The following is a 15,570-nucleotide window of genomic DNA, read 5'->3' on the forward strand; positions in this document are numbered from 1 at the left end:
AACGTGGGTTACATGACCGACTACGCCGACAGCTACGCCAGCAGCGAATATGCCGACGCCGCCATCCACGCGGCCATGAGCGCGGCCGAAGAGCAGAAACATCTCGTCGCCTATGCCCCGCTCGTCAAGCGCATCGCGCGCCAGCTCACGTCGCAGGTGTCGGGCGCGATGGGACGCGAGGACATGGAGCAGATCGGGCTGATGGGCCTGCTCGAAGCGCTGCGCCGCTACGGCACCCCGGACACCGGCTTCTCCAGCTACGCGTCGCTGCGCGTGCGCGGCGCGATCCTCGACGAGCTGCGCCGCCAGGACTGGCGCCCGCGCGCCGTGCGCCAGGACAGCCACAAGATGCGCGACGCCGTGCGTGCCCTCACCCGCAAGCTCGGCCGCGAGCCGAACGACAAGGAAGCGGCGGAGGCGCTCGGCATCAGCCAGGAAGACTGGCGCCAGTTCCTGCTGGATGACGTTGCCGAGGAGCTGCTCAGCTTCGACGATGTGCTGCAGGAAGCGACCGAGCGCGCCCACAACGCCCCCGGTCCGGAAGAACAGTTCATGGTACGCCGCAGCCTGGAGCAGGCACTGGGCGCCCTGAACGAACGCGAGCAGCGCGTGATCCAGATGATTTATGAATTCGAGCTCAGCTACAAGGAAATCGCGGCCGTGCTCGACCTGTCCGACGCCCGCGTCTGCCAGCTCAACAAGAGTGCGCTGGCCAAGATGAAAGCGGCGCTCGCCCAGGCCTGAACGACCAGACAAGAAAGGTAATAACAATCATGCAAATCCTTGGCATTCTCATCGTGCTCGGTGCCGTGTTCGGCGGCTACCTCATGATGGGCGGCAGCGCCCTCGCCATCTGGCAACCGACCGAGATGCTCGTCATCTGTGGCGCCGCCGTCGGCGCACTCGTGCTGGGCAACCCCAAGCACGTGCTGGCCGAACTGTTTTCCCAGGTCAGGAAGGTCGCGAGCAAGCACAAGCACGACTCCGAATTCCAGCGCCAGCTACTGCTGCTGATGTACGAACTGCTGCAGACGGCCGCGGGCGGCCTGAAGGCACTCGACGCCCACGTCGAGGCGCCGAAGGACAGCCCGATGTTCCAGCGCTATCCGCGGATTCTCGAAGAACCGAAGCTGCTGGCGTTCATCGTCGACAACTTCCGCCTGATGGCAATGGGCAAGATCAACGCCCACGAGCTGGAAGGCGTGCTCGAACAGGAACTCGAGGCCATCCACGACGAACTGACCCAGCCGTCGAAATCGCTGCACAAGATCGCCGAGGCAATGCCGGGCTTCGGCATCCTGGCCGCCGTGCTGGGCATCGTGATCACGATGAACTCGGTCGGCGAAGGGGCCGACACCGCCGAGATCGCCGAACACGTCGGCGCCGCGATGGTCGGCACGTTCATCGGTATCTTCTTCTGCTACGGCGTGCTCGACCCGATCTCCGGCATGATGAAGCAGCTGGTCAATTCCGAAGCGTCGACGATGGAAACCGTGAAGGTCGTGCTGTGCACCCACGTCGCCGGCAAGCCGCCCCTGCTGGCGATCGACGCGGGCCGCCGCCTGATCCAGCTGAACACCAAGCCCAGCTTCGCCCAGCTCGAAGCGTGGATCAACGCGATGGCCGACGGCGAGGACGCCGGCGCCAGGCGCAAGGCCTGATCTGGAGCGATAAGTGCAAGCAACCAAGAAAGTCGCCGCCGAAAAGCACGAAGCGACCATCGTCAAACGTGGCGGCGGCAAGCATCACGACGACGAACACGGCGGCGCGTGGAAGGTCGCCTTCGCCGACTTCTGCATGGCGCTGATGGCGCTGTTCCTCGTGCTGTGGCTGATCGCCGCGCGCGAAGCCCAGCAGGTCAAGAACATCGTGCGCGACAACACGGCCAGCGGCCTGATCGAAGGTACGGGCGGCAAGCCGGAAATCAAGTCGAGCCCCGCCGGCAGCCTGATCGAACGCTTCCAGCTCCCGAAGAGCAACGGCGGCGCCGAAGGTCCGGCGGCCGGCGCCAGGGCGAATACCCAGACGGTGCGCACGAAGTACGAATCGCCGTCCGAACTGGCCGCGCTGGCGCACCAGCTCCAGCAGATGAGCGCGGACGCCGGCCTCGCGTCGAACCTTGCCACCGTGATCACACCGGACGGCCTGCGCGTGATGTTGCACGACACCGACCGCCAGGGCATGTTCGTGCGCGGCAGCCCGCTGCCGACCGCCAAGTTCGCAAAACTGTTGCGTGCGATGGCGCCGCTGTTCGAAAAAATGGAAAATCAGATGCTGATCGTAGGCCACACCGACTCCTTGCAGTACACTAAGGCCGGACCGACCAGCTATTCCAACTGGAGCCTGTCGGTCAACCGCGCTCTGGCTGCGCGGTCCGAACTGCTCGTCGGCGGGATGCGCAACACCAGCATCCTGCAACTGGTCGGCATGGCCGACCGCGCCCCGATCGACGCGGCCCATCCGGATGCTTCGGCCAACCGCCGTATCGAATTGTTGATCCTGACCAGCAGGCAAGCGGCTGCCATCAAGACCATGTTCGGCACCCCGGCGGATACCGAAGCCCTGACGTCCGACGCGTCCACGTCCACAACGGACGATCCGGCGCTGAAGGACCTGCGCAGCCAGATGGTAAAGAAACCATGACGATTCAATCGAAAACCCGAGGACCACGCATGAAGATTTCCAGTGCCTCTTCGCCTTCCGTCTCGATCGCCCCGCAGGTGGGCGGCGCCGCCGCCGCGCCGGCGGCGGCCCCAGTCGCCGCCCCGGCGGGCAACGACGCCCTCGAATCCGCCGTGCTGCAGCCGGCCCAGAAAGCGCTTGGCGCCCTGCCCGACTTCGACGCCGCCCGCGTGGCCGAGCTGCGCGACGCGCTGGCCAAGGGCGAACTGCCGTTCGACGCGGGCCGCCTGGCCGGCCTGATCCAGCGCTTCCACGGCAGCAAGGCGTGAACCCATGAGCCGCATGACCCGCGACCAGGCCGTCGTGCGCCTGCTGGATGGTGTCCAGGCCGACCTGACCGCCTGCGGCACGATCCGCGACCTGCTGGAACGCCAATTCCAGGCCGCGATGCGCCACCGCGGCACCGAACTGACGCTGCTGGCCGAATCCCTCGCGCCCGAGCTGGACGCGATGGAACAGCGCCGCCAGCAGCGCGTGCAGCTCGTGCGCGCCCTGCTGGGCCCGCAAGCGACGATGGACGACCTGTTCGGCAGCCTGCCGGCGCCGCAGCGCACGCGCGGCCAGGCCGACTGGGAACAGCTCGAGACGCTCGTGCGCGACTGCAAGCAGGCGACGACGCGCAACGGCAATCTGATGGCTGAACAATTTACGATCATGCAACGCCTGCTGCACGGCGAAGACGATACCTATGCGCCACGCTGAATTCACGACGTCGATCCCCTCATTGACCCCGACCGCGGCCACCGCGCCCACCGCGCCGATCGGCAACGGCGGCGGCAAATTCGGCGGCATCTTCAACGAGGTGCAGGGCGAAGTCACCGACTTCATCCAGAACGGCGGCGGCGATTTCGCGCCGAGCGCACAGCTCAGCGCGGAGGGCCGCATGTGGGCCGCGCGCAGCCAGGGCGCAACGGCGGCCCTGATGGGCGGCGACACCGACGCGTCGCCCGACCAGCAGGCTTTCCTGGAAAGCATCGCGCCATGGGCGAAAGAAGCGGCCGACAAGCTGGGCGTGGCACCCGAGCTCGTCTCCGCGCACGCCGCACTGGAATCCGGCTGGGGCCAGCGTCCGCTGCGCAATGCGGACGGGAGTTCATCCTATAACCTGTTCGGCATCAAGGCCGGCGCCAGCTGGAAAGGCGATGTCGCCCAGTCCGCCACCACCGAATACGTCGCCGGGGCCGCCATCAAGACGAGCGCGAAGTTCCGCGCCTACCCGGACCAGGCCAGCGCCTTCCGCGATTATGCGCAGATGCTGATCGACAATCCGCGCTTCCGTGGCGCACTCGGCGCCGGCGCCGACGCCCAGGCCTTTGCCGCCGGCCTCGCGAAGGGCGGCTATGCCACCGACCCCGCTTATGCGGCCAAGCTGTCGCGCCTGGCCGGCAAACTGCAGAACATCAGCGGCTGATCGCCATGTCGATCGGCTCAACCGCGCCGGGTCCGGCGACGCGCATGCGCACGACTTGCCCGCTGCCGGCGTTGCGCACGCGCACGACCGCGCCCTTGCTGCCCGCATCCAGTGCTTCTCCGGCCATGCTGACTTCGATGCCTTCGCGCCGCGCGATCATCATGACGGCATCGCCGCGCTTCACCAAAACGGGGCTGCTGAGCTGGCCGCTGCGCAAAATGTCTCCTGGACGCAACATGCGACGAGACATTTGTCCGACCGCGTCGGCCGGATTGCTGATCGGATCGGCAATGTTGGAAATATCACGCCGCTCGATCGTGACTTGTGCATCCGTCAACGCTTCATTGGCCGCCACCGGCGCCGCCGCGATCGCGACCATGGCCGTCACGCGCGCGCGGACGACGTACTCGTACCGCCATCCGGGCGTGTCCGGACAGCGCGCCACGAAGCGCATCCTCTGGGGAAAACGGGTATCGAGCGGTTCCACGGCCACTTGCTGGCTGCACGGCGGCGCCGGCCGCGCGGTCACGACGGCAATCTCGAATTGCGGTTCGGTCAAGCCGGACGCGGCCATCTGTCTTTCCAGTTCGGCACGGGCCGATTGCTCGATTTGCATGGGAATCGACGGCGTCGCCGCTTGCGCGAACGCAGAAAATAGTATCAGTGATGAAGCGGCAAGGGTTGCCTTACAGAAAGCAATCATTAGAGAATAGTGGCTGCGGAAAAAATCTGATTCTAACCAATCATCCGAAGTTCAACCGACAGGAGTTCCCGACATGACGATTAATTTCAAAGATGCACTGGGTGTGCATGCCGACGCGCTGGAACTGCGCGCCGAGCGCACCAAGGTGCTGGCGGCGAACATTGCCAACGAGAGCACGCCCGGCTACACCGCCCGTGACATCGACTTTGGCGCCATGTTGCAGGATCGTATCGACACCGAGAACGGCGAGCTCAGCCTGAGCGACGACCAGCCCCTGTACCGCGTGCCCTACCACCCGAGCGCCGACGGCAACACCGTCGAGATCGGCGTCGAACAGGCCGCGTTCGGCCAGAACTCTTCCGATTTCAATACCAGCCTCACCTTCATCAACATGCAGTTGCGCGGTCTGGCAAAAGCCATCAACGGTCAATAACAGGTCAACAATGGGCTTCAAGGATATTTCCCAGATCGCCGGTTCGGCGATGGCGGCGCAGTCGGTGCGCCTGAACACGATTGCCAGCAACCTGGCCAACGCCGACGTCGCGGCCGGCTCCGAAGCGGAAGCGTACCGCGCCCGCAAGCCGGTCTTCGCGGCCGTCATGGGCAACAACGCCAGCGCGGGCGTGCAGGTGCTCGACGTGGTCGAGAGCGCCGAGCCGCTGCGCCGCGTGCACGAGCCGGGCAACCCGAAGGCCGATGCCGACGGCATGGTCTATTACACGAACGTCAACGAAGTGTCCGAGATGGCCGACATGATGTCCGCCAGCCGCGCCTTCGAAACCAACGTCGAAGTCCTCGGACGCATCAAATCCATGCAGCAGTCGCTGCTCAAGCTGGGAGAATCCTGAACATGGTGACCACCAATCACGCCACCAACACCCAGTTCGGCAGCACGTCGAATACGGGCAGCAACAAAATCGCAACGCAGGCGCCGACCGAGGCCAACAAGGACATGTTCACCAAGCTGCTGGTGGCGCAGATCCAGAACCAGGATCCGCTGTCGCCGCAGGATCCGACCCAGTACGTGAACCAGCTGTCGCAGCTGTCGCAGACCGAGGCATTGCAGAACCTGTCGCAGACGACGACCGCCAGCGCATCCGTCCTGCAAAGCCTGCAGACGCTCGCGATGGGCGGCCAGGTGGGTTCCGACGTCACGGTCGCGACGGACACCGTCAGGCTCGACGGCGGCAAGGTGAACGGCACCGTGCAACTGAATGGTCTCTCGGCCGGCACGAGCCTGGTCCTGACCGGCGTCGACGGCCGCCAGCATGAAGTCGACCTGGGTCCCGGTTCGGGCGCCCAGTCGTTCACGATCGATCCGGACGCCCTTGGCCTGGCGCCGGGCACGTACAAGATCCAGGCCAAGCCGTCGGACGGCAGCGCCCCGACGATCGAAGTGGCGGCGCGCCTGAACAGCGTGCGCGTGAACGGCACCAGCGTCGTGCTCCAGGTGGCCAACATCGGCGAGGTCGATCCCTCGGCCGTCACGGGTTTCAACGGCAAGACGGGCTCCTGAACGGCGCCCACCCTCTACCGCAACGCATTTAAGGAATCGACATGAGCTTCGACATCGCACTGTCCGGCATCCAGGCCATCAACGAGCAACTGAACACCGTTTCGAACAACATCGCCAACGCGGCCACCTACGGCTTCAAGGGCAGCCGCGCCAACTTCTCGTCCGTCATGGCCGGCAGCCGCCCCAACGGCGTGGAAATCGGTTCGGTCACGCAGAACATCAGCACGAACGGCAGCACCCAGACCACCGGCCGCGGCCTCGACGCCGCCATCGACGGCCGCGGCTTCTTCGTCAGCGTCAACGCCCAGGGCACGACGCAGTATTCGCGCGTGGGCATCTTCTCGACCGACTCGACCGGCATGCTGATCGACAGCAACGGCAACAAGGTGCAGGGCTACGGTCCGTCCAAGAACGGCACGCTGGGTGTGATGGGCGACGTGCAAATTCCGACCGGCCAGATCCCGGCCGTCGCGACGACCGGCATCGCCTACACCGGCAACCTGTCGGCCGACTGGACCGTGCCGACCGTCACCCCGTTCGACCCGGCCAAGAACACCTCGTACAACATGGTCAAGCAGTCGATCGTGTACGACTCGCTGGGCACGCAGCACACCCTGTCGCAATACTTCGTCAAGAAGGACGCCAACACCGTCAACGCATTCTATTCGCTGGACGGCGCGACGCCGGGCACGACGCCCGCCGTGCTGACGTTCGACGCCACCGGCGCGCTGAAGACCACGACCGGCAACTCGGTCGCCATCACGGCGGCGGGCGGCGCTGCGGCCGGCAACGTCACCATCGACTACACGGGCACGACCCGTTTCGCCGGCGAAGCCACCACGACCACCAACCGCAGCAACGGCTATGCGTCGGGTACGTTCGTGGGCGTGGAACTCGCACCGGACGGGTCGCTCGTGGCCAAGTACAGCAACGACCAGTCGCAGGTGGTCGGCACCATCGCCCTCGCCACCTTCGCCAACGAAGGCGCACTCTCCTCCATCAGCGATACCAGCTGGGTCGCCAACGCCGACTCGGGCGCCGCCCTGTACAGCTCCCCGGGCGTGGGCCTGGCCGGCAAGCTGTCGACCGGCGCGCTGGAAGGCTCGAACGTCGACATCACGTCGGAACTGGTCGGCCTGATGACGTCGCAGCGCAACTACCAGGCGAACTCGAAGGTCCTGACCACCGAGAACCAGATGATGCAGGCCCTCATGCAGGCCCTGTAAGACTGACGCCCCATGGATAAACTGATCTTCACCGCCGTTTCCGGCGCCGAGCGCCTGATGCGCGCCCAACAGGTCCACGCCAACAACCTGGCGAACCTGGACACCGCGGGCTTCCGGGCCAGCATGGAAGTGGCGACCAACCAGCAGCTGGGCGGTTTCGGCTACGACGACCGCCATATGTCGTCGATGCAGGCCGACATGGTCTCGACCCGTGCCGGCTCGGTGCGCGAAACGGGCCGTCCGCTCGACGTCGCGATCGGCGGCCAGGGCTATCTCGCCGTGCAGTATGGCGACAACGAAGCCTATACCCGCTCCGGCGAGATCGACATCGGTCCCGACGGCGCGCTGTCGGTCCACGGCCATGCGCTGATGGGCGAAGGCGGCCCCATCGTGCTGCCGCCGCACACCGCGGTCGAAATCGGCAAGGACGGCACGATCTCCGTGCTGACCGAAGGCGCCACGCAGATGCAGGTCGTCGACAAGCTGCGCCTCGTGAACGCCACCGGCGCCGAATTGACGAAGAACGAGGCGGGCCTGATCGTGACGCGCGACGGCGCCCAGCTGCCGGCCGATCCGGACGTCAAGGTCCGCCCGGGCGCGCTCGAAGGCAGCAATGTCTCGGCCGTCGAAGAAATGGTCGCCACCATGAGCCTGAACCGCAGCTTCGAAGTGCAGATGCGCCTGTTCAAGGCCAGCGACGGCATGAACGAGGTCGGCAACAAGCTGATCGCCGGCTGATCGCGCGTCCCCAACCGAATCCAGAGAGAGAGAAACCATGAATCCAGCAATGTGGATCAGCAAGACCGGCGTGCAGGCGCAGGATGCGAAACTGCAAGCCATCGCCAACAACCTGGCCAACGTGAACACGGTCGGCTTCAAGCGCGACCGCGTCGTGTTCGAAGACCTGTTCTACCAGGTCGACAAGCAGCCGGGCGCCCAAACGGCCGACAACACGGTCAGTAACGGCGTCCAGCTCGGCAACGGCGTGAACATCGTCGGCACGCAGAAGGTGTTCACCAACGGCAGCATCCAGACGACGAGCCAGCCGCTCGACGTGGCAATCAACGGCAACGGTTTCCTGCAGGTGCGCCGCCCGGACGGCCAGCCGGCATTCACCCGCGCCGGCCAGCTGCAGGTCGATTCGAACGGCGTGCTGGTCAACGCGCAGGGCCTGCCCCTGGTGCCGCAGATCACCGTGCCGAACAACGCGACCGCGATCACGATCGGCGAAAACGGCATGGTCAGCGCGACCGTCCCGGGCAACATCGCCCCGACCGAACTGGGCCAGCTCACGCTGACCACGTTCGTCAACCCGGCCGGCCTGCTGGCCCTGGGCGACAACCTGTTCCAGGAAACGACCGCCAGCGGCACGCCCAACGAAGGCCGCGCCGGCGACGGCGCCTTCGGCAAGATCAAGCAGGGCGCACTGGAAGGGTCGAACGTGCAGGTCGTCGAAGAGATGGTCGACATGATCGCCGCCCAGCGCACCTATGAAATGAACACCAAGGTGTTGTCGGCCGCCGACAACATGCTGCAATACCTGTCCCAGGCGTCCCGCTGACCATGAAACGCTTCGCCCTCGCCGCCGGGATGGCGGCCAGCCTCGTGCTGACCGGATGCGCCTCGCGCGTCCCCCTGAACACCCCCGCCCCCGTGGACGACGCCCTCGCCCTGCCGAAAGCGCAGGCGGCGCGCGCCGGCGTCGGGGGCGGCGTGTTCAGCGCCGATACCGTCTCGCTGACCTCGGACGCGCGCGCGTTCCGCGTGGGCGACGTCGTCACCGTCCTGCTGCAGGAAACGACCCAGGCCAGCAAGAAGGCCGGGACCAGCTTCAGCAAGGGTTCCTCCGCCTCCGTGACGCCGATCAGCGCGCTCGGCAAGACCTTCGGCCGCACCGGCCTCGAGATCGCCGGCGACCGCAGCTTCAACGGCGACGCCACCAGCACCCAGCAGAACGCGCTGACCGGCGCGATCACCGTGCTCGTGCAGGAAGTGCTGCCGAACGGCCTGCTGCGCGTGGCCGGCGAAAAGCGCCTGCAGCTGAACCAGGGCGAGGAATACGTCCGCATCAAGGGTTACCTGCGCGCCGCCGACATCGACAACGAGAACCAGGTGTCGTCGCTGCGCGTGGCCAATGCCCGCATCGCTTATTCCGGCCAGGGCACGCTGGCCGAAGCCAATACCCCCGGCTGGCTGACCCGGTTCTTCACCGGTCCGTTCATGCCCTTCTGAGGACGTCATGACCCGCATCTTACGTTTCGCTTCCCTGGTCCTGGCCGCGGTGCTGGCGCTGCCGGCCCTGGCCGCCCCCGCCGTGAAGACCGCGTCCGTCAGTCCCGACTTGGCCATCCTCGCGCGCACCCAGCCGCTGCGCAACCTCGCCAGCGTGGAAGGCGTGCGCGAAAACCCGCTCGTCGGCTACGGCCTCGTCGTCGGCCTGAACGGCAGCGGCGACTCCACCCAGGTGAAGTACTCGAGCCAGTCGGTCGTCAACATGCTCAAGCAGTTCGGCGTCAAGCTGCCGGAAGGCGAGGAAGCGAAGAACAAGAACGTGGCCGCCGTCATGGTCTCGGCCGTGTTCCCGCCCGGCTACCGCCGCGGCCAGCAGATCGACGTGACCGTCTCGTCGCTGGGCGACGCGAAAAGCCTGCGCGGCGGTACCCTGCTGCTGACCCAGCTGCGCGCGGCCGACAACGACGTCTATGCGCTGGCCCAGGGCAACCTCGTCGTCGGCGGCCTGTCGGCGGCCGGCAAGAGCGGCTCGTCGGTGACGGTCAACACGCCGACCAGCGGCCGCATCCCGAACGGCGCGATAATCGAGCGCGAAATCGCGACCGATTTCGCCACCCGCCCGGCCGTGCTGCTGCGCCTGCGGCACCCGAACTTCGACACCGCGACCAATGTCGTGAACGCGATCAACCGCCGCTTCGGCCAGGTCGCGACCACCGCCGACGGCACCAGCGTCGAGGTCGTGGCGCCGACGAATCCGACCGAACGCGTCGCCTTCGTCGCCAAGCTGGAAAACATGGCGGTGGAAGCCGGCGAGGAAGTGCCGCGCGTCGTGTTCAACTCGCGCACGGGCACCGTCGTGATTTCCGACGGCCTGCGCGTGAAATCGGCCGCCGTGACCCACGGCTCGCTCAAGGTCGTGATCTCGGAAAGCTCGGCCGTCAGCCAGCCGGGTCCGTTCTCGAAAGGCCAGACGCAGGTCACGCCGCAATCGAAGGTGTCGGTCGACCAGGGCTCGGGCCAGATGTTCCACTGGCCGGCCGGCGCCCGCCTGCAGACCATCATCGACACGGTCAACAGCCTCGGCGCTTCTCCCGACGACATCATGGCGATCCTGCAGGCCCTCGACCAGGCCGGCGCGATCGAAGGCGAACTGGTGGTGATCTGATGCTAAACAACGTCAACGCAATCGGTCCGGAGCAGCCGGACCAGGCCGCGGGTGAGGAAAAAGTCGCGCCCGCCGTGGACAAGGCCTACGTTGCCAAAGCGACCAAGGCCGCCGTCGAATTCGAGAGCTTTTTCATTTCGCACATGCTGCACCAGATGCGCGAGAGCACGCGCGCCATCGCGCCGGACGACAGCCCGACGAAGGACAAAGTCAACCAGGACATGACCGACATGGTGGATAACATGTTGGCCGGTAATATGGCGCAACAGCGTGCCTTCGGCGTCGCCGATGCGATTTTGCGGCAGATCTTGCCCGCGCCGCTTAATAAAACGAGCTGAACGGTCGCCTGTCATTACTGACCACGCACAAGAAGGCTTCGCACCATGAGCATCCTGAACAACGCCCTGTCCGGAGCAGTCGCTTCGCAACTGGCCCTGTCCGCCAGCAGCCAGAACATCGCCAACCTGCAGACCAAGGGGTACACCCGCCAGTCGGCCCTGCTGAGCGCGGTCGCGCCGGCGGCCGGTTCGAGCCAGGCCGGCAACGGCGTGCGCGTGACCGAGCTGATGCGGTTCTCCGACAGCTACAAGACGCAGCAGATGTGGCGCAGCGCGTCGGACCTGGGCGCGCATTCGCAGACCCAGCCCTACCTGACCCAGCTGGAAAAAGTGATGGGCGACGACACCGCCAGCCTGTCGAGCGGCGTCGACGGCTTCTTCGCGGCCTTGAACTCGGTGGCCGGCGTCGACCCGACGTCGACCCCGCTGCGCCAGCAGGTGGTGACCGCCGCCGGCCTGCTGGCCCAGCGTTTCAACAGCATGAACAACGTCTACAACGCCCAGTTGCAATCGGTGCGCCAGCAGCGCAGCGCGCTGGTCGACTCGGCCAACTCGACGATCGCGTCGATCGCGTCGCTGAACGCCCAGATCGCGAACGCGAACGCCACCGGCAGCAATCCGTCGGCCCTGATCGACGCGCGCGACCAGGCCATCGACAGCCTGGCGAGCCAGATGGGCCTGGAAGTCAGCGACCAGCCGGACGGCACCCGCAACGTGTCGCTCAAGACCGGCCAGTCGCTGGTATTGGGCGGCGTCCCCGCCAAGCTGTCGGTCAGCGGCGGCGCCGCGCAGACCTTCACCCTGACGTTCGCCGGCACGACGTTCGACCTCGACACGACGAGGGCCGGCGGCCAACTGGGCGGCCTGTCGGTCTATGAACAGGACACGCTGCTGCCGCTGCAGCAGGGCGTGGCCGAGATGGCGCAGCAGATCGCCGACAAGGTCAACACCCAGCTCAAGGCCGGGTATGCGATGGACGGGTCGGCCGGCAAGCCGCTGTTCGTGTACAACCCGGGCAGCACGTCGAACATGCTGCAGGTGGCGGACGGCTACCAGAACGTCGGACCTCGCATTTTCCAGCGACGGCAAGCCGGGCGACACCGGCAACCTGCAACAACTGGTCGCCATCAAGAGCCAGACGATCACGATGGCGAAGATCGGCACGGTGCTCATCAGCGACGCCGACACCCAGCTCGTCGGCCGCCTCGCCGTCGACAGCCAGCAGAACAAGGGGGCCCTCAAGACCGCGCAGACGATGCGCGACCAGGCCGTCGCGGACTGGCAGTCGACGAGCGGCGTCAACCAGGACGAGGAAGCCGTGCATCTCGTCGAATACCAGAACATGTACCAGGCCAACATGAAGGTGATGTCCGTCGCGAACGCGCTGTTCGACGCCACCTTGCAGATGATGGGCTAAAGGAGAAAAGCATGCGTATCGCCACCAGTCAATATCAGGCGATGATGACCCAGTCGCTCGAGCTGAACCAGGAGAGCATCACCTACGTGACGCAGCAGATGGCCAACGGCAACCGCATCCAGCTGCCGTCGGACGATCCAGTCGACAGCGTGCGCCTGTCGCGCCTCAAGCGCGAAGAAGCCGGCATCAAGCAGTACCGCAACAACATCGCCGCGATCAACGAACGGCTCACGAAGAACGAAGGCTACCTGCAGAACATGGTCAACGACATGGGCCCGGGCCGCGACCTGCTCGTGTGGGCACTGAACGGTTCGAACACCTCGCAGGACTTGAACGCCATGACCAGCCCGCTGACCTCGTTGCGCGACAGCCTGATGTACTCGGCCAACACGGTCGACCAGGAAGGCCGCTACGTATTTTCCGGCACCGAGACCGGCACGGCCCCGATCACGTACAATGCCGCCGCCCCGCTCGGTTCGCGCTACAGCTATACGGGTAACACGAATGACCAGCTGGTGGTGGTGGGCAATGGCATCACCCAGGTGGCGAACCAGAACGTCAACGGGCTGGAAAAACTGCTGAACCAGCTCGACCAGACGATCAGCACGATGTCGAGCAGCACGGTCAATGCCAACGACCCCGCCGTGCGCAGCATCCTGAAGGCCAACCTCGACGGCTTCGACGATGCGCTGAATCTCGTTACCGGCAAGGTCGCCGTCATCGGCGGCCAGCAGAACGTCCTCAAGACGATCGACGCCAACCACGAGAACGTCAGCCTGTCGAACCAGACGGCGATCCTCGACATCGGCCAGCTCGACGTCGGTACCGCGGCCATCGAGCTGAACGGCTACCAGACGGCGCTCCAGGCCAGCTACAAGGCCTACAGCAAGATCGGCACGCTGTCCCTGTTCGCGGTGCTCTGACGGCGATGGATACCACATTACGACCCACGACCGCCGGCGGAACCGGCGGCACACTCGGCACCCGGGCGAATGCCTCCTCCCGGCTCGTTCCGACCCGCTCGAGCGGGTCCGTCGACGACACGGCGGCCGCCACGACGGCGGCCTCCGCCGCGTCCGCGGCACCGCTGCGCGCCAACGGCAGCGCGGCGAAGATCGCCAGCGGCCTGCAGGACCAGGTCGCGGGCGCCCAGCAGGCGCTCGACTATCTGGAACGCGTGTCGAACCAGCTCGAGGCGCTGAAGGGCGAGCTGACGGCCAAGCTGGCCGGCACCCGCAACGGTTCGCGCCTGCAGCTCGAAGTCCACGCGCGCCAGCTTGCACAAACGCTGGCCGAGCGCAAGAAGACCGGCGGCGGCAGCGTCGACAACAACCTGAATTATTCGACGAAGCCGGCCACGCAGCGCTTCCGTATCCGCGGCCTCGACATCGCCAGCATCAAGCAGAACGCGCCGCTGACCATCTCGTTCTCGGTCGGCAGCGCCGGCGGCCCGCAGATGGGCGTCAACATCGAGCCGGACCAGTCGAACCAGGAAGTCGCCCGCGCCCTCGACCGCGCCCTCGCCCCGATGGGCGTGCATGCGAGCCTGGACGAGAACGGGGAACTCGTGTTCTCGACGCCGGAATCGAACTGGTCGTCCGTCAAGGACAGCATCGCCGTGAGCGGCCGCGGCCGCGTGACCACCGAAGAACTGCCGGCGAACCTGGCACCCCAGCTGTGGAACGTGGGCGCGGAGACCGGCAATGCCGACGCGCTGCGCCAGAGCCTGCGCGAAGTCGTGCAGGCTCTGGAACGCGTGCACCGTTCGCAGGCCGCCGCCAGCGCTGCCCTGCAGGCTGCCAGCGCCCAGGTGTCGGATGCCGCGACGCCGCCGCCCGACATGACCATCGCGATCGACGACTTCGGCAAGGTCGCCGCCAGCACCGACTACGAGTCGCTGATCGCCCTGACGTCGGCGCTCGTCGGCGTCAGCCGGGATCGCGTCCTCGCGCTGCTCGGCCTGCGTTAAAAACCACCGTCGCCCCCGGACTAGCCGTCCGCCTTGCCGGGGGCCCAATCTTGCAAGCGTTTCGATACGCCTGGAACTTGGGTCCCCGCCTCCGCGGGGACGACGTTTATGGGTCAACGACCCAGCGGCTTCACGCTGATCGTCGTCCCCCGCAAATCGATGTCGTGGATCTCGATGCTGCCGAACGTCGGCCCCGGATGGCTGCCCACGCGGATGTTGCGGAAGCTGATCTCGCCGATCGTGCTGGGCAGGCGCAAGGTGATGGAGCCGTCCTTGTTCACGGTCGCGTGCGAATTGGCCGGGTCGTAGCTGACGTCGCGCACCGTCGTGTCGGCCGACAGCAGCAGTGCGAGCGGATTGAACACCGTCGCCAGTTCGCCCAGCACGCGCACGCCGTCGTTCGGCAGCGCGTGCTGCACGGCGGTCCGCACCCCATGCGGGCCGCCCTGCGCCGCCATGGCGATCAGGCGCAGTTCCGCCAGGCGCGCCTGGTCGCGCAGCGCATCGCCCAGTTGATCCTCCTTGCGGCCCTGGGCCGTCACCTCCCCCAGTTCCTCATCCGACAGCGCACGCATGCCGCGACCGAATTCGCGCCCGCTTTCGCCGCCAAGGCGCGTGGAGACGGCCGCCGCCGGCGCCGCCGCCACCGCCGCGTAGGCGTGCAAAGGCCCGAGCAAGGCGGTCGCCAGCGCCGCCGCCATGCGCAGGCTGCGCTGGCGCCGCACGGCGCCGCGCACCTGCGCCTGCGTGATCAGCTTCATGTCGGCCAGGATCTCGCCCAGCCGGCGTCCGCTCTGTTCCTGCGCGCGGATCGCCGCGTCCAGCTGGTCCTGCGAGATCAGCTTCTTCTCGATCAGGATCTGGCCCAGCCGGGACCTGTTGGTACTGCGTGTCATCCAGTCGCTCATCCC

The 15,570-nt window shown here is 66.4% G+C and carries 20 protein-coding genes and 1 pseudogene; 19 read left to right on the plus strand and 2 right to left on the minus strand.

All coding sequences use genetic code 11. The features are described from left to right. Positions 1 to 12 precede the first annotated feature (12 nt). The 6 genes from ACL58G_RS29590 to ACL58G_RS29615 are packed head-to-tail and all read left to right on the plus strand — an operon-like array spanning position 13 to position 4,093. Positions 13 to 744 carry a FliA/WhiG family RNA polymerase sigma factor gene (locus ACL58G_RS29590; RefSeq protein ID WP_413387093.1) on the plus strand — a complete coding sequence of 244 codons (732 nt, stop codon included), beginning with the start codon at positions 13 to 15 and terminating at the stop codon, positions 742 to 744. Between the two features lie 26 nt (positions 745 to 770). Next, positions 771 to 1,661, plus strand: a complete 891-nt coding sequence (gene motA, locus ACL58G_RS29595) for a flagellar motor stator protein MotA (protein ID WP_056123405.1) — start codon at positions 771 to 773, stop codon at positions 1,659 to 1,661. 13 nt (positions 1,662 to 1,674) lie between these two features. Continuing rightward, positions 1,675 to 2,643 (plus strand): flagellar motor protein MotB, encoded by a 969-nt coding sequence (locus ACL58G_RS29600; RefSeq protein WP_413387092.1) that lies wholly within the window; start codon positions 1,675 to 1,677, stop codon positions 2,641 to 2,643. Between the two features lie 29 nt (positions 2,644 to 2,672). Further along, complete coding sequence (flgM, locus tag ACL58G_RS29605; protein ID WP_413387091.1) at positions 2,673 to 2,951, plus strand: flagellar biosynthesis anti-sigma factor FlgM; 279 nt, start codon at positions 2,673 to 2,675, stop codon at positions 2,949 to 2,951. Positions 2,952 to 2,955: 4 nt separating this feature from the next. Further along, complete coding sequence (gene flgN / locus ACL58G_RS29610; protein ID WP_413387090.1) at positions 2,956 to 3,384, plus strand: flagellar export chaperone FlgN; 429 nt, start codon at positions 2,956 to 2,958, stop codon at positions 3,382 to 3,384. After that, a complete protein-coding gene (locus ACL58G_RS29615; RefSeq protein WP_440964048.1) occupies positions 3,371 to 4,093 on the plus strand; it encodes a glucosaminidase domain-containing protein in 723 nt (240 codons plus the stop codon). Before flgN ends, ACL58G_RS29615 begins: the two co-directional genes overlap by 14 nt. Here the strand turns inward: ACL58G_RS29615 and flgA are convergent. Continuing rightward, a complete protein-coding gene (flgA, locus tag ACL58G_RS29620; protein ID WP_413387088.1) occupies positions 4,083 to 4,709 on the minus strand; it encodes a flagellar basal body P-ring formation chaperone FlgA in 627 nt (208 codons plus the stop codon). The two genes, ACL58G_RS29615 and flgA, sit on opposite strands and share 11 nt — an antisense overlap. 160 nt (positions 4,710 to 4,869) lie before the next feature. Here flgA and flgB point away from each other — a divergent pair, with 160 nt between their 5' ends. From flgB to ACL58G_RS29685, 13 genes and pseudogenes are all read left to right on the plus strand, one after another. Continuing rightward, on the plus strand, positions 4,870 to 5,229 hold the full coding sequence (flgB, locus tag ACL58G_RS29625; RefSeq protein WP_056123393.1) for a flagellar basal body rod protein FlgB: 360 nt from the start codon (positions 4,870 to 4,872) through the stop codon (positions 5,227 to 5,229). A 10-nt stretch (positions 5,230 to 5,239) separates the two neighbouring features. Then, a complete protein-coding gene (gene flgC / locus ACL58G_RS29630) occupies positions 5,240 to 5,644 on the plus strand; it encodes a flagellar basal body rod protein FlgC (protein WP_036235094.1) in 405 nt (134 codons plus the stop codon). Between the two features lie 2 nt (positions 5,645 to 5,646). Next, entirely contained in the window at positions 5,647 to 6,312 is a 666-nt protein-coding gene (locus ACL58G_RS29635) for a flagellar hook capping FlgD N-terminal domain-containing protein (protein ID WP_413341027.1), read from the plus strand. A 41-nt stretch (positions 6,313 to 6,353) separates the two neighbouring features. Then, positions 6,354 to 7,538, plus strand: a complete 1,185-nt coding sequence (locus tag ACL58G_RS29640; RefSeq protein WP_413387086.1) for a flagellar hook protein FlgE — start codon at positions 6,354 to 6,356, stop codon at positions 7,536 to 7,538. A 12-nt stretch (positions 7,539 to 7,550) separates the two neighbouring features. Continuing rightward, a complete protein-coding gene (locus tag ACL58G_RS29645) occupies positions 7,551 to 8,276 on the plus strand; it encodes a flagellar basal body rod protein FlgF (protein WP_413341023.1) in 726 nt (241 codons plus the stop codon). Between the two features lie 37 nt (positions 8,277 to 8,313). After that, positions 8,314 to 9,099, plus strand: coding sequence for a flagellar basal-body rod protein FlgG (flgG, locus tag ACL58G_RS29650; RefSeq protein ID WP_200948751.1), 786 nt, complete (start codon positions 8,314 to 8,316; stop codon positions 9,097 to 9,099). Positions 9,100 to 9,101: 2 nt separating this feature from the next. Beyond that, positions 9,102 to 9,770: a flagellar basal body L-ring protein FlgH gene (gene flgH, locus ACL58G_RS29655; protein ID WP_413387085.1), complete on the plus strand. Its 669-nt coding sequence runs from the start codon at positions 9,102 to 9,104 to the stop codon at positions 9,768 to 9,770. A gap of 7 nt (positions 9,771 to 9,777) precedes the next feature. Further along, entirely contained in the window at positions 9,778 to 10,935 is a 1,158-nt protein-coding gene (locus tag ACL58G_RS29660) for a flagellar basal body P-ring protein FlgI (RefSeq protein WP_413387084.1), read from the plus strand. 74 nt (positions 10,936 to 11,009) lie between these two features. Continuing rightward, the gene (locus ACL58G_RS29665) at positions 11,010 to 11,273 is read left to right on the plus strand and encodes a rod-binding protein (protein ID WP_440964049.1); all 264 of its coding nucleotides are present in this window, start codon (positions 11,010 to 11,012) and stop codon (positions 11,271 to 11,273) included. A 45-nt stretch (positions 11,274 to 11,318) separates the two neighbouring features. Next, positions 11,319 to 12,251 (plus strand): annotated as a pseudogene (gene flgK, locus ACL58G_RS29670) (flagellar hook-associated protein FlgK); the annotation flags it as partial. Between the two features lie 364 nt (positions 12,252 to 12,615). Continuing rightward, positions 12,616 to 12,690 carry a hypothetical protein gene (locus ACL58G_RS29675; RefSeq protein ID WP_440968158.1) on the plus strand — a complete coding sequence of 25 codons (75 nt, stop codon included), beginning with the start codon at positions 12,616 to 12,618 and terminating at the stop codon, positions 12,688 to 12,690. 11 nt (positions 12,691 to 12,701) lie between these two features. Continuing rightward, a complete protein-coding gene (gene flgL, locus ACL58G_RS29680; RefSeq protein WP_440968160.1) occupies positions 12,702 to 13,613 on the plus strand; it encodes a flagellar hook-associated protein FlgL in 912 nt (303 codons plus the stop codon). Between the two features lie 5 nt (positions 13,614 to 13,618). After that, a complete protein-coding gene (locus ACL58G_RS29685; protein WP_413387081.1) occupies positions 13,619 to 14,659 on the plus strand; it encodes a hypothetical protein in 1,041 nt (346 codons plus the stop codon). Positions 14,660 to 14,772: 113 nt separating this feature from the next. Here ACL58G_RS29685 and ACL58G_RS29690 read toward each other — a convergent pair whose 3' ends face one another. Beyond that, entirely contained in the window at positions 14,773 to 15,555 is a 783-nt protein-coding gene (locus ACL58G_RS29690) for a hypothetical protein (protein ID WP_440964050.1), read from the minus strand. Between the last annotated feature and the right edge of the window lie 15 nt (positions 15,556 to 15,570).

Source organism: Massilia sp. GER05, from assembly GCF_052056005.1.
Lineage (GTDB): Bacteria > Pseudomonadota > Gammaproteobacteria > Burkholderiales > Burkholderiaceae_D > Telluria > Telluria orientalis.